The organism is Parabacteroides sp. AF19-14 (assembly GCF_003635485.1).
Lineage (GTDB): Bacteria > Bacteroidota > Bacteroidia > Bacteroidales > Tannerellaceae > Parabacteroides > Parabacteroides distasonis.
Genome location: NZ_QTMJ01000003.1, coordinates 1 through 14270, shown reverse-complemented (window position 1 = coordinate 14270; position 14270 = coordinate 1). Strand labels below are relative to the sequence as shown.

General features: G+C 40.3%; 12 protein-coding genes and 1 pseudogene. 11 read left to right on the top strand and 2 right to left on the bottom strand.

Annotation, left to right across the window (positions count from 1 at the left end):
* Positions 1–503: 503 nt before the first annotated feature.
* The gene (locus tag DWX33_RS03330; RefSeq protein WP_005864283.1) at positions 504–1400 is read left to right on the top strand and encodes a HEPN domain-containing protein; all 897 of its coding nucleotides are present in this window, start codon (positions 504–506) and stop codon (positions 1398–1400) included.
* On the opposite strand, the gene DWX33_RS03325 is transcribed toward DWX33_RS03330, so the two are convergent.
* Complete coding sequence (locus tag DWX33_RS03325; RefSeq protein WP_122379848.1) at positions 1366–2439, bottom strand: alcohol dehydrogenase; 1074 nt, start codon at positions 2437–2439, stop codon at positions 1366–1368. The two genes, DWX33_RS03330 and DWX33_RS03325, sit on opposite strands and share 35 nt — an antisense overlap.
* A 173-nt stretch (positions 2440–2612) precedes the next feature.
* Here DWX33_RS03325 and DWX33_RS03315 point away from each other — a divergent pair, with 173 nt between their 5' ends.
* Both DWX33_RS03315 and DWX33_RS03310 read left to right on the top strand, forming a co-directional pair.
* The gene (locus DWX33_RS03315; protein ID WP_122379847.1) at positions 2613–3155 is read left to right on the top strand and encodes a flavodoxin; all 543 of its coding nucleotides are present in this window, start codon (positions 2613–2615) and stop codon (positions 3153–3155) included.
* Between the two features lie 6 nt (positions 3156–3161).
* Positions 3162–3722, top strand: coding sequence for a flavin reductase family protein (locus DWX33_RS03310; RefSeq protein ID WP_005854312.1), 561 nt, complete (start codon positions 3162–3164; stop codon positions 3720–3722).
* A 95-nt stretch (positions 3723–3817) separates the two neighbouring features.
* On the opposite strand, the gene DWX33_RS03305 is transcribed toward DWX33_RS03310, so the two are convergent.
* Positions 3818–5113, bottom strand: coding sequence for a TIGR01777 family oxidoreductase (locus tag DWX33_RS03305; RefSeq protein ID WP_122379846.1), 1296 nt, complete (start codon positions 5111–5113; stop codon positions 3818–3820).
* 85 nt (positions 5114–5198) lie between these two features.
* Here DWX33_RS03305 and DWX33_RS03300 point away from each other — a divergent pair, with 85 nt between their 5' ends.
* The 8 genes and pseudogenes from DWX33_RS03300 to cas2 all read left to right on the top strand — a co-directional run bounded on the left by DWX33_RS03300 (position 5199) and on the right by cas2 (position 14121).
* Complete coding sequence (locus DWX33_RS03300) at positions 5199–6026, top strand: SDR family NAD(P)-dependent oxidoreductase (protein ID WP_122379845.1); 828 nt, start codon at positions 5199–5201, stop codon at positions 6024–6026.
* Positions 6027–6040: 14 nt separating this feature from the next.
* Positions 6041–6598: a GNAT family N-acetyltransferase gene (locus DWX33_RS03295; protein WP_122379844.1), complete on the top strand. Its 558-nt coding sequence runs from the start codon at positions 6041–6043 to the stop codon at positions 6596–6598.
* Entirely contained in the window at positions 6595–7140 is a 546-nt protein-coding gene (locus DWX33_RS03290) for a GNAT family N-acetyltransferase (protein ID WP_122379843.1), read from the top strand. Before DWX33_RS03295 ends, DWX33_RS03290 begins: the two co-directional genes overlap by 4 nt.
* Before the next feature lie 7 nt (positions 7141–7147).
* Positions 7148–7585, top strand: a pseudogene (locus DWX33_RS23130) (GNAT family N-acetyltransferase); the annotation flags it as partial.
* Positions 7565–8008 (top strand): GNAT family N-acetyltransferase, encoded by a 444-nt coding sequence (locus tag DWX33_RS23125; protein WP_370450811.1) that lies wholly within the window; start codon positions 7565–7567, stop codon positions 8006–8008. The pseudogene DWX33_RS23130 and the gene DWX33_RS23125, both read left to right, overlap by 21 nt.
* A gap of 266 nt (positions 8009–8274) precedes the next feature.
* Positions 8275–12837, top strand: a complete 4563-nt coding sequence (gene cas9, locus DWX33_RS03280) for a type II CRISPR RNA-guided endonuclease Cas9 (protein ID WP_122379841.1) — start codon at positions 8275–8277, stop codon at positions 12835–12837.
* A 10-nt stretch (positions 12838–12847) separates the two neighbouring features.
* The gene (gene cas1 / locus DWX33_RS03275) at positions 12848–13783 is read left to right on the top strand and encodes a type II CRISPR-associated endonuclease Cas1 (protein WP_122379840.1); all 936 of its coding nucleotides are present in this window, start codon (positions 12848–12850) and stop codon (positions 13781–13783) included.
* A gap of 5 nt (positions 13784–13788) precedes the next feature.
* Positions 13789–14121 (top strand): CRISPR-associated endonuclease Cas2, encoded by a 333-nt coding sequence (gene cas2 / locus DWX33_RS03270; RefSeq protein WP_122379839.1) that lies wholly within the window; start codon positions 13789–13791, stop codon positions 14119–14121.
* The last annotated feature ends 149 nt before the right edge of the window (positions 14122–14270 follow it).

Below are 14270 nucleotides of genomic sequence, written 5' to 3'. Positions count from 1 at the left end.
TCTCTTTACCCGCAAAGAAAAACACATGAAAATCAATAATAAGTGGTAGATATTGAATAATAATTGTAGATGTTTGGAGATCTACAACCTATAGGTAATATTCTTATTTACAGAGAGTACACAATAGAGTGGTAGATATTGTAGATATTTTTATAAATTCAATGTTACAGGAAACTCATAATACGTAAAAGACCGAGCCAATACAACTTCTTCATCTTTTCACTATCACATAGCAGGATATTTTATATCTTTATTGCCTATTTATAATCATGATTGGATACATATGGACATAGATTTCGAATCATACATCCGTGGTAGTGAGGGTAACATTCATCATCAATACCCCACAACAGCCAACCGAACAAGTCGACCGAACAAGTACCGAACAAGCTAACCGAACAGTTCAGCGCACCGCTTTTAGCTATCGTAAAGGCTATCGGGACAGAACAATGTTCATTGAAAGTAAAAAGTGATTACAAACAATTTGCATAGATAAACGAAGAATGAAAACATCCATCAATTACCTTCCCGAACAGAAACGGGATGACCTCAGAAGAATTGTAGAGTGCGTACTGGAAGTACTTCCCGATTGTGAGATGATCATTCTCTACGGAAGTTATGCCCGGAATACATACGTTGACTACGACCAACGCATCGAATACGGTATCCGCACCTGTTTTATGAGCGATTATGATATTTTGGTAGTTACCAGTACCCGTTTCCAAAGATATATTATCAATCACATCTTGAGCAAGGCCACCGATAATTACTACAAAGGGAAGAACAGATACGCATCCACCACCGTACAATTTATAGACGAAAGCATCGACGACTTGAATAAAGCCATCGATAAAAACCGATATTTCTATACCGATATCAAGCGAGAAGGTATCATGCTTTACAACAGCGGCCGTTATAAGTTGGCCCGCCGTCGTAAACTGAACTATCGGGAGATAAAAGAGTTGGCGGAGGAGTATTACAACGACAGGTTTGAACGTGCGAATGATTTTTTACGAAATGCAATGTATGACAAAAACGACGAGAGATATAAAATATGTTCTTTTCATTTGCATCAAGCTTGTGAGAATTATTACAACAGCATAATCTTGACTTTTACATTGTATAGTCCCAAAGAGCATAGCCTAATAACGTTATCCGGCAGAGCCAAAACGCATTCCCTAGAGTCATCCGAAGCCTTTCCCCGGGATACGGAAGAAGAAAAACGACTTTTCGATTTGCTGCAGGACGCATACGTTCAAGCTCGTTATAATTTACACTTCCGCGTCACTAAAGAAGATATCGAGGCGCTTATACCCAAAGTAGAACGGCTCCGGGATATCACGCGACAATGTTGCGAGGAGAGAATCAAGGTGTATGCGGCAAAACAAAGACAGGTTTGATGAGATTCCCCTCAATCGCCACCTTTATAACCCCATCCAACCTGTTTTCGAAGATACGGTAAGCCTCCTCAATCTCGTTCAATGGAAACTTATGGGTAATAAGAGGCGTCGTGTCTATCTTACCTTCTTCTATTAGGTTAAGAATCTCGGCGCAATCGCAGCCATCCACCCCACCAGTCTTGAAAGTCAAGTTCTTGCCATACATGTCTGGCAAAGGAAGAAGCTGAGGTTTATCATAGAGGGCTACGATGGTGACAATGGCGTTCGGACGGGCACAATCCCATGCCAAGCGAAAGGTATCCTCACTCCCCGCGACCTCCAATACGACATCCGCACCGCCATGATCGCTGTTACGAAGAACAAATTCCTTACAGTTTTCGGGATCTGTCACCAAGACTTCCGGATAACGCTGGCGAACGAACCGGGCCCTTTCCGGAGACTTCTCGCAAACAATAATACGTCGTGGCTTCTTCAACAACACGCACAACAAAGTACAGATCCCCGTAGGACCAGCGCCAATAATGAGAACCGTATCCTCCTCTGAGATCTCCGAGATACGAGCGGCCCAAAAACCTGTCGCTAACACATCACCGACCAGCAAAGCCTGCTCATCACTGACCGTATCTGGGATATGATTCAAGCCTCGATCCGCATAAGGAACCCGGACATACTCCGCCTGCCCCCCATCGATACGACAGCCCAACGCCCAACCGCCATTGGGATCGGTACAATTATTGACATATCCACGCCGGCAGAAGAAACACTCTCCGCAAAAGGTCTCGACATTCACGGTCACCCTGTCACCCGGCTTGACTACAGTAACATCGGCACCCACCTTTTCCACCACACCAACCATCTCATGCCCAACGGTTATTCCGGGTACCGCACGTGGTACGCTACCGTGTTTAATATGAAGATCGCTAGAACAAATGCTACCCAAAGTCACACGTACGATAGCGTCCCATGAATCCTGTATTTCCGGTATCGGTTTCTCCCGCAATTCAAATTTCCCTTGTTCAATATAAGTGTACGCAAGCATGATATTTTCTTCTTTTAGTTAATCGCCTTACAAAGATAAGGATCGTATCGCCAAAAATATCAGATATATCAGTAATTTGGGTACAAACTGTTTCATTTTTCTCTCCTATCTTTATCGCCATAAACACATAGCATTCTCGTAATGAATATAAAAACAACAAAAATTCAAGAAGTATGAAACGAATCTTATTATTCATGGTCATGATCTCAATGGTATGTATCGCCTCTTATGCGCAAAAGGCTGCCGAAGGGACAAAAGTTTTAGTGGCTTACTTCTCGGCAACGGGAAATACTGAAAAAGCGGCCCAACAAGTCGCGTCTATTGTCAGTGGTGATCTTCACAAGATCCAACCTGAGAAAAGCTATACCTCCGCCGATCTGAACTGGCGGGATAAATCCTCACGCAGCAGCGTAGAGATGGACGATCCTACATCACGACCGGCCATTATCGATGATTTGAAGAACCTAGCGGAGTATGACACCGTTTACCTAGGATTTCCCATCTGGTGGAATCAAGCCCCAAGACTCATCAACACCTTTTTGGAGAAATACGATCTCTCGGGCAAAACCGTTATCCCATTCGCCACATCAGGCAGCAGCAATATCTCGAACGCAGAGAGTGAATTGCGGAAAGCCTATCCGGATGTGAACTGGCAAAAAGGGAAGTTGATGAACGGAGCGACAGAAGAAGATATCAAGAATTGGACTAAAAAATAAATGATTATGAGAAAGAATTTTGGAGCGAAGCCTTTGAGCTATCCGCAACCCGTATTTATTATCGCCACGTATGGAGAAGATGGAACTCCCGACGCGATGAACGCCGCTTGGGGCGGTATCAGTGAGATGAATGAGATCAGCATGTGTCTTAGCGCCGGTCACAAGACAGTTAAGAATATCCTGAAGCGTAGAGCTTTCACGGTAAGCATGGCAGATGCCGATCATGTCGTAGCTTGTGATTATGTAGGTATCGTGTCAGGCAATAAAGTTACCGACAAGTTTGCCAAAGCAGGATTTCACGCTACAAAATCAGACTTCGTAGATGCTCCGTTGATCGACGAATTGGCCGTGGCTATCGAATGTAAATTGAAAGATTACGATCCAGATACTTGCATACTCCGTGGCGAGATCGTAAATGTCAGTGTTGACGAGCGTGTACTTGATGAGAACGGCAAGGTGAATGTAGCTAAAGCCGCTCCCATCATCTTTGATCCATTCAACAACGACTATTTGAGAGTGGGCGAAAAGGTAGGAAATGCCTTTTCCGATGGAAAACAATTGAAATAAATGACAGGGTAATAGCAATTAGTATCTATAGAAAACGCAATTAGTATTGATAGTAACCTAGATTACCATCAATACTAATTTTGGAAACTATGTAATCAAATTCTGTTATAAACCAATTTAGAGATATCATATCCTCGTTTCAGTATCTTGCCGAGCAAATCTTCCATAACCGCTTCCGGCAAGGATTTCTCACGACTCAAAATCCAGAGATACTTGTCAGAACTGCTTCCTACCACAACATATTGATAATGTTCGTCGAGTTCGAAGATATAATAATCTGAATAGAACCATAAAAAGAAAGCGACTTTCAATTTACCCGGACTATTTTCTGGTTCCGGCTGTTTCGCCCGGCCTACTGCTTTTTTATGGATTCCATCTTTAAACCCCTCGTTTTCCACACGGATTCTTCCATCCGATCGCAATGTATAAGTAGCCGTAACATCCGTTATACCTTTCTCGAAATGATTCTCGTAACGGGCGATCTCATACCACCTTCCCATATACCGGCGGACATCCAGTGCCTGCACGGTACGATGATCTGTTATATTCATAAGCTTTTCTATTGTCGGATAATCATACGTAAAACCAGACTCCAATAATTTCGTGGGATGAACTGTTTGCCCCTTCGTTACAAACGAAGCCCCTTCACCGAACATCAGTCGGAAAATGAATGTAGGCAAAGGCATAACCCAACGGATTCCATCTGCTCTCGCCAGCGCATATGCCAGTTGCTTTTGGGTAATACATTGCGGAGAGACAAGATTGACCACTCCTCTCAACGTACTATTTTGTATCATAAAATCAAAAGAGCGGCACAAATCATGCACGCTGATCCACGGAAAACTCTGTTGGCCATCGCCTATCACCACACCTATCCGGGAGAGACGTTGCAAATGAAGCATCTGTCTCAATGCCCCGCCATCCTCCGAGAGTACGACCCCGAACCGGGCAATCACAAGCCGCACATCCGGCAAACACGCCCGCGCTTCCTTTTCCCATGCGCCACATAACCGGGCCAAGAAATCCTCACCTTGCCGATTGTTATATTCGTCATATTCTCCGGATGTGGGATAATAGCCTACGGCAGAAGTTGATATAAACAACTTTGGGAGAATATCCCGGGTATTTATGGCATTTACCAACTGATGGGTTGTCCGGATTCTACTATCATATAATTCTTGCTTATACGCTTTTGTCCAGCGCTTATTAATGGAAGCACCCGCCAGATTAATGACCACATCACACGATTCCACACGATGGCATAGCTCATCGAAATTCTCCTCCTTGAACAGGTTCCTTCCTAAAGGAACCACCTCATCACCCTTTTCCGTGAAAAAAAGAGTAAGATGCTGTCCTATGTATCCACTCGCACCGCTAATCGCTATTTTCATGATTCTAAATGATCTTTACCTTATAAACAAGCGCACAACCTATTTAGTTAAACACTATATTTGTTCTTTCAACTAATAATGGATCATGGCAGACAACTATTTGGAAAAAAAATACGAGCAATATCAAGTCCGGAAAACCTCCGGGACAAGAACCAGTCACAATACGAAGACACTCCATAAAACAAGAAGAGTCTTCATTACCGGTGGGGCCGAGGGGATCGGAAAAGCCATCGTGAGAACGTTCAGGGGAGCCGGCCATCGAGTAGCGTTCTGTGATAAAAACGAAGCATCAGGAAAAGAGACCGCATTACAAACCGGAACTCAATTCTTTCCCGTGGACGTTAGCGATAAAACCGCACTAGAAGATTGCCTGCGAAAGATCATCGAGGAGTGGGGAGATATTGATATCATTATCAACAACGCAGGTGTCAGTCAGTTCTCTCCCATCACGGAAACAAGCGTAGAGGATTTCGACAAGATACTATCCATAAACTTACGCCCGGCGTTTATCACCTCCCGCCAATTAGCGCTCCATCGGCAATCTCTCGATACCCCCAATCCATACGGCAGGATTATCAACATCTGCTCTACCCGTTACTTGATGAGTGAACCCGGTAGCGAGGGTTACGCCGCCTCTAAAGGAGGTATCTATTCTTTGACACATGCGTTGGCCTTATCGCTCTCGGAATGGCATATCACGGTAAACTCTATCGCTCCCGGTTGGATACAGAATAACAAATACGACCAGCTTCGCCCGGAGGATCATGCTCAACATCCGTCCGGAAGGGTGGGAAAGCCGGAGGATATCGCCCGTATGTGCTTATTTCTTTGTCAAGAGGAAAACGATTTCATTAATGGCGAGAATATTACGATTGACGGTGGGATGACCAAGAAAATGATCTATCTCGACTAAATAAACATCCGTATATGACACAAACATCGAACATAGAAACCAACCGTCTTGTGCTCCGTCCTTTCAGCGAAAGCGATGCTCCTGATGTTTTTGAGAGCTGTAAGAATCCAAACCTAGGCAATAACGCCGGATGGAAACCTCTCGAAACGATCGAGGAAACGATCGATGTTCTAAATGCCATTTTTATCGGGAAAGAAGGGGTTTGGGCAATCGTATCAAAAGAGACAAAACAAGTCATTGGCTCCATTGGCATCATCCCTGATCCCAAAAGAGAAAACCCACATGCTCGCATGCTGGGTTATTGGCTAAAAGAAGAGTGTTGGGGACAAGGCTTCATGACAGAAGCAGTGCAATCCGTATTGAATTATGGGTTCACTCAAATGAATTTACATTTGATCACGGCGAATTGTTATCCTCACAATCAACGCTCACAACGTGTATTAGAGAAGAATGGATTCGTATACGAAGGACGGCTTCATCAAGCAGAACTAATGCATACTGGACAAATAGAGGATCATTTGTGCTATTATCTTGACCATCATTCCTTTTCAAACAAAAACAATAGTTTATGATAGTAGTAACAAAAGATTTATATACGCTCAGGAGTTGGGAAGGTCAAGATACGGAATCCTTAACCTTGCACCTTAATAACAAGAAGATCTGGGATAACTGTCGGGATGGATTGCCTCATCCTTATACAAAAGAAAATGCCCGCTGCTTCATCAGCCAAGCACGAGAAAAAGCTGAAATATCGGATTTCTGCATTGTGGTTCATGGTGAGGCAGTCGGCAATATAGGTTTTGTGAGAGGAACGGATGTGGAACGTTTCAATGCGGAAGTTGGTTATTGGATCAGTGAGAGATATTGGAACCAAGGGATTACCTCTGAAGCGTTAGCCGATGCGATCCAGTATTATTTTGAGCATACGGAGGTTATTCGTATATTCGCCACGGTGTATGAATATAATCTGGCATCCATGCGGGTATTAGAGAAAGTGGGATTCAAGAAGACTGGCATCTTCCGAAAAGCTTGTTACAAAAACGGGCGATTCATCGATGCGCATCATTTTGAGATCGTAGCGGATGAGAAATTAGTTGGGAACAAAGACTTATAATCCATTTATGCAAATAAGACAATTACAGGTAAACGAATACGATAAGGCATTAACCTTGTCTTTGGACGTGTTCATCCAATGTGGCAAGAATGACTTCGACGAAGAGGGATTGGAAACCTTCAAGAGTTTCATTTACAATAAGGATCTGGTAAATGAGCTAACCATTTACGGAGCATTCGAGGGTGAGTCATTAATAGGTCTAATCGCTACAAAAAATGAAGGAAAGCATATTTCCTTATTCTTCATCACGCCTATGTATCATGGAAAAGGTATCGGCAAACGATTATTCGAGGCCGCTATCCAAGATAAGCCAGTCTCGGAAATGACAGTCAACTCCTCTTCCTATGCAATCCCAATCTACCGGAAATTCGGGTTCGAACCAATCTGCGAAGAACAAACTACACATGGGATGAAGTACACCCCGATGAAGAGAGCGATAACCCGTCCCTCTTTTGAGGACTTCAATGAGCTTCTTCTGCTTTGGGAAGCGTCCGTACGTAGTACCCATCATTTCCTAAAAGAAGAGGATATCTTATTTTATAAAGAACTTGTTCCCGGATATTTCCCATTGGTAGAACTTTATATCATCCGAAATGAGCGAGGAAAGATCGCCGCCTTCATGGGCTTAAGCGATGAGCTTATCGAGATGCTTTTCGTACATCCGGAAGAGCAAGGCAAAGGATTAGGTAAACGACTTATCCAATTCGCCTTGCAAGAGACACCCATCCGAAAAGTCGACGTAAATGAGCAAAACACAACCGCACTTCATTTCTATCAGCATCTGGGATTCCAAGTGATAGGAAGAGACGAGACGGATTCTTCCCACAAGCCATTCCCGATACTTCATCTTCAAGTTACACTTCCTTAAAAATTTAAGGTAATCGTGTAGGCTATCATGACTATATGTGTAGCCTAACGAGGGCATTCTTATCAAAAAATAGGACTAGTTACACATAAAAAAAGCCCACCGATAAAGGACGATGGGCTAGAACCTAAATGTTTTCACAACGGAATAATCCTTATTGTGATTTGCTTCAAATTAGTATAGCAAAGAAATAAAGAATATATTTATAAAGCAAGTATTTCTCGATAATTTATTTTATCTTTGAAAAAATCGTTAACACAATACTAGTCATGAAAAAAATAGTAGGATTAGATTTAGGTACAAATAGTATAGGATGGGCATTAATCAATGCTTATATAGATGAATATAATAAAGAACACTTATATGGTATAGAAGCTTGTGGCAGTCGTATTATACCTATGGACGCAGCCATCTTAGGAAATTTCGATAAGGGAAATTCTATCTCACAAACTGCGGATCGAACAAGCTATCGTGGTATACGTAGATTGCGTGAACGCCATCTATTAAGACGTGAGCGCCTGCATAGAATTCTCGATTTACTCGGCTTTTTACCAAAGCATTATTCTGATTCTCTCAATCGCTATGGCAAATTCTTAAATGACATAGAATGTAAATTGCCTTGGGTAAAAGACGAAACAGGTTCTTACAAATTTATCTTTCAGGAATCGTTCAAAGAGATGTTGGCCGATTTCACCGAACATCACCCCAAACTTATCGCAAACAACAAAAAAGTACCCTACGATTGGACGATCTATTACCTTAGAAAGAAAGCTTTAACACAAAAAATATCAAAAGAGGAACTCGCTTGGATTCTTTTGAACTTTAATCAGAAACGAGGATACTATCAACTTCGAGGTGAAGAGGAGGAAACTCCAAATAAACTAGTAGAATATTATTCATTGAAAGTAGAAAAAGTCGAAGACTCGGGAGAGAAAAAAGGCAAGGACACCTGGTATAACGTACATTTGGAGAATGGGATGATTTACCGGCGCACAAGTAATATACCATTGGATTGGGAAGGTAAAACTAAAGAATTTATAGTCACCACTGATCTAGAGGCTGATGGTAGTCCTAAGAAAGATAAGGAAGGAAATATAAAGCGTTCTTTCCGTGCGCCAAAAGATGATGATTGGACATTAATTAAAAAGAAGACGGAAGCAGATATCGACAAGATCAAGATGACTGTCGGCGCTTATATTTATGATACACTTCTGCAAAAACCAGACCAGAAAATACGTGGGAAGCTAGTACGTACTATCGAACGTAAATACTATAAAAACGAACTCTATCAAATACTAAAGACCCAAAGTGAATTTCATGAGGAATTACGAGATAAACAGTTATATATTGCTTGCCTTAATGAGCTTTATCCCAATAACGAACCACGTAGGAATAGTATTTCCACACGAGATTTCTGTCATTTATTTATAGAAGATATCATTTTCTATCAACGTCCACTGAAGAGCAAGAAATCATTGATCGACAATTGTCCCTATGAGGAAAATAGGTATATTGATAAAGAGAGTGGAGAAATCAAACATGCATCCATTAAATGTATAGCCAAGTCTCATCCTCTCTATCAAGAATTTCGCCTTTGGCAATTTATTGTAAACCTACGTATCTACAGGAAGGAAACGGATGTTGACGTAACACAAGAATTACTCCCTACCGAGGCTGATTATGTCACTTTATTTGAGTGGCTGAATGAAAAGAAAGAAATCGATCAAAAAGCCTTTTTTAAATACCCGCCATTCGGCTTTAAGAAAACAACTTCAAACTATCGTTGGAATTATGTGGAAGATAAACCTTATCCCTGTAATGAAACCCATGCACAAATAATAACTCGTTTAGGAAAAGCGCATATCCCAAAAGCTTTTCTTTCTAAGGAAAAGGAAGAGACATTATGGCATATATTATATTCCATAGAAGATAAACAAGAAATAGAAAAAGCCTTACACTCTTTTGCCAATAAGAATAACCTAAGCGAAGAGTTTATTGAACAATTCAAGAATTTCCCTCCTTTCAAGAAGGAATATGGCTCTTACTCGGCTAAGGCGATAAAGAAATTGCTTCCATTGATGCGAATGGGTAAATATTGGAGTATCGAAAACATAGATAATGGGACAAGAATACGAATTAATAAAATTATAGATGGAGAGTATGACGAGAACATTCGTGAGAGAGTTAGACAAAAAGCTATTAACCTAACTGATATTACCCATTTTCGAGCTTTGCCTTTATGGTTAGCTTGTTATCTAGTTTACGATCGTCACTCCGAAGTCAAGGATATAGTTAAATGGAAGACTCCCATGGATATCGATCTCTATTTAAAATCGTTTAAACAACATTCGTTACGCAACCCAATCGTGGAGCAAGTGATAACGGAAACCTTGCGTACCGTACGAGATATTTGGCAACAAGTAGGCCATATCGATGAGATACATATTGAATTAGGACGGGAAATGAAAAATCCGGCGGACAAGCGTGCCCGGATGTCACAACAAATGATAAAGAACGAGAATACCAATTTACGCATAAAAGCACTATTGACTGAATTTTTGAATCCGGAATTTGGAATAGAGAATGTACGTCCATATTCCCCCAGCCAGCAGGATTTATTGCGTATTTATGAAGAAGGCGTACTAAATAGTATATTAGAATTACCGGAAGATATAGGAATTATATTAGGAAAATTCAACCAAACAGATACTCTAAAACGTCCAACACGCTCGGAAATACTACGTTACAAACTATGGTTGGAGCAAAAATATCGTTCACCTTATACAGGCGAAATGATACCATTAAGTAAATTATTCACTCCTGCTTATGAAATAGAACATATTATTCCTCAATCACGTTATTTCGATGATTCACTTAGCAACAAGGTGATCTGTGAATCTGAGATAAATAAATTGAAGGATAGGAGCCTCGGCTATGAGTTTATTAAAAACCATCATGGAGAAAAGGTGGAATTAGCTTTTAACAAGCCTGTTGAGGTACTTTCCGTGGAAGCCTATGAAAAACTTGTGCATGAATCTTATTCACATAACAGAAGTAAAATGAAAAAGTTACTCATGGAAGATATTCCAGATCAATTTATAGAACGGCAACTCAACGACAGCCGCTATATTAGTAAAGTAGTAAAATCTCTGCTTTCTAATATAGTGCGTGAAGAAAACGAGCAAGAGGCTATCTCCAAGAATGTCATTCCTTGTACAGGAGGTATTACCGATCGATTAAAAAAGGATTGGGGCATCAACGATGTTTGGAATAAGATTGTACTTCCTCGTTTCATTCGGTTGAATGAACTGACTGAAAGTACCCGTTTCACTTCTATCAATACCAATAATACAATGATCCCCTCCATGCCCTTAGAGTTACAAAAGGGATTCAATAAAAAACGTATTGATCACCGCCATCATGCGATGGATGCCATTATCATTGCATGCGCAAATCGTAACATCGTGAACTATCTCAATAATGTGTCGGCTAGTAAAAACACAAAGATAACACGGCGAGATTTGCAAACCCTATTATGTCACAAGGACAAGACTGATAATAACGGTAATTACAAATGGGTTATTGACAAGCCTTGGGAAACATTCACTCAAGATACATTGACAGCTTTGCAGAAAATAACGGTTAGCTTTAAGCAAAATTTGCGTGTGATCAACAAGACAACAAACCACTATCAGCATTATGAAAATGGAAAGAAGATAGTCTCCAACCAATCAAAAGGGGATAGTTGGGCTATCCGTAAATCAATGCATAAGGAAACGGTTCACGGAGAAGTAAATTTGCGTATGATAAAAACTGTATCACTTAATGAGGCCTTAAAGAAACCACAGGCAATAGTAGAAATGGACTTGAAGAAGAAAATACTCGCTATGCTCGAGTTAGGCTATGACACTAAAAGAATAAAGAACTATTTCGAGGAAAATAAAGATACTTGGCAAGATATTAATCCATCAAAAATCAAAGTCTATTACTTTACAAAAGAGACGAAAGACCGCTATTTTGCGGTGCGGAAGCCTATAGATACTAGTTTCGACAAAAAGAAGATAAAGGAAAGCATTACAGATACAGGTATCCAACAAATTATGCTTCGACATTTGGAAACTAAAGACAATGATCCCACATTGGCATTCTCTCCAGATGGTATTGATGAAATGAACCGTAATATTCTTATATTGAATAAAGGAAAAAAGCATCAGCCCATTTATAAAGTGCGTGTCTACGAAAAAGCTGAAAAGTTTACTGTAGGACAAAAAGGGAATAAGCGAACTAAATTTGTAGAGGCAGCAAAAGGAACCAACCTGTTCTTTGCTATCTATGAAACAGAAGAGATTGATAAGGATACGAAAAAAGTAATCCGTAAAAGAAGTTATAGCACGATTCCCTTAAATGTAGTGATCGAACGCCAAAAGCAGGGACTTTCCTCGGCTCCTGAAGATGAGAATGGTAATCTACCTAAATATATACTCTCTCCTAATGATCTGGTATATGTACCGACACAGGAGGAGATTAATAAGGGGGAAGTCGTAATGCCGATAGATAGGGATCGAATATACAAAATGGTTGACTCAAGTGGCATTACCGCTAATTTCATCCCAGCTTCAACAGCCAATTTGATTTTTGCTTTACCTAAAGCTACTGCAGAAATCTATTGTAATGGTGAAAATTGCATTCAGAATGAATATGGTATTGGTAGTCCTCAATCTAAAAATCAAAAAGCTATAACAGGTGAAATGGTTAAAGAAATATGTTTTCCCATTAAAGTTGATAGATTAGGAAATATAATTCAAGTAGGTTTATGTATACTAACTAATTAGATTTTATCCTATGATTAAGAAAACATTTTATTTTGGTAATCCTGCTTACCTGTCACTTCGTAACCAGCAATTAGTTATTAAGTTACCGGAGATAGTAAAGAATGATACTGTGCCCGAAAGCTTCAAACGACAATCAGAAATTACTAAACCAATTGAAGATATTGCAGTGATAGTTCTTGACAACAAACAAATTACTATTACCCAGGGTGTATTGGAAGCATTACTAGAGAATAATTGCGCAGTTATTACATGTGATGGACGAAGTATGCCAGTAGGCCTCATGCTTCCGCTTTATGGAAACACGACACAAAATGAGCGCTTTCGAGATCAATTAGACGCTTCCTTACCTTTAAAGAAACAACTTTGGCAACAGACTATTCAAGCGAAAATCAACAATCAAGCATCAGTATTATGCTCTTGTAAAAACGAAGAAATAAAATGTATGCGGATATGGGCCAATGATGTACGTAGTGGAGATCCTGACAATTTGGAAGGACGTGCAGCTGCTTATTATTGGAAGTATCTGTTCGGACACATAGAAGGTTTTACAAGAGATCGGGAAGGTATACCTCCTAATAATTTATTAAATTATGGTTATGCTATCCTTCGTGCTATTGTTGCACGTGGACTAGTCACAAGTGGTATGTTACCCACATTGGGTATTCATCACCATAACCGATATAATGCTTATTGTTTAGCCGATGACATCATGGAACCTTATAGACCTTATGTTGATGAACTTGTATTTGGTTTGATAAGAACAAGAGGCATATCACCCGAAATATTAACAAAAGAATGGAAAGCATCACTTCTTTCCATTCCTACATTAGAAGTTAAGATTGGAGGTAAACGAAGTCCGTTAATGATCGCTGTAGCTCAAACAACAGCCTCTCTTTACAAATGTTTCAGTGGAGAGCAACGAAGAATCGTGTATCCAGAACGGTAATAATAATGGATCGATTTAGCGAATATCGTATTATGTGGGTGTTGGTATTATTTGATTTGCCTACGGAAACAAAAAAAGAAAAGAAAGCTTATAGTGATTTCCGTAAGAATCTGCAGCGTGATGGCTTTACCATGTTTCAGTTCTCTATTTATGTGCGACATTGCGCCAGCCAAGAAAATGCAGAAGTACACATAAAACGAGTAAAATCATTTTTACCAGAACACGGGCAAGTAGGAATAATGTGCATTACAGACAAACAATTTGGGAATATTGAGTTGTTCTATGGGAAAAAAGTACAACCTCCTAATACGCCCGGCCAACAATTAGAGCTTTTCTAGAAATAATAAATCCCGTCATAAAACGGGATTTATTACATTGGAAACTTTTCTTTTTTATTTTCTAACCATTCTATCATCTAGTTGATATACAGCATATAATACAGATTGAGATGTTTCCAATGGATCAAAGATACTAATTTGAAAGCAAA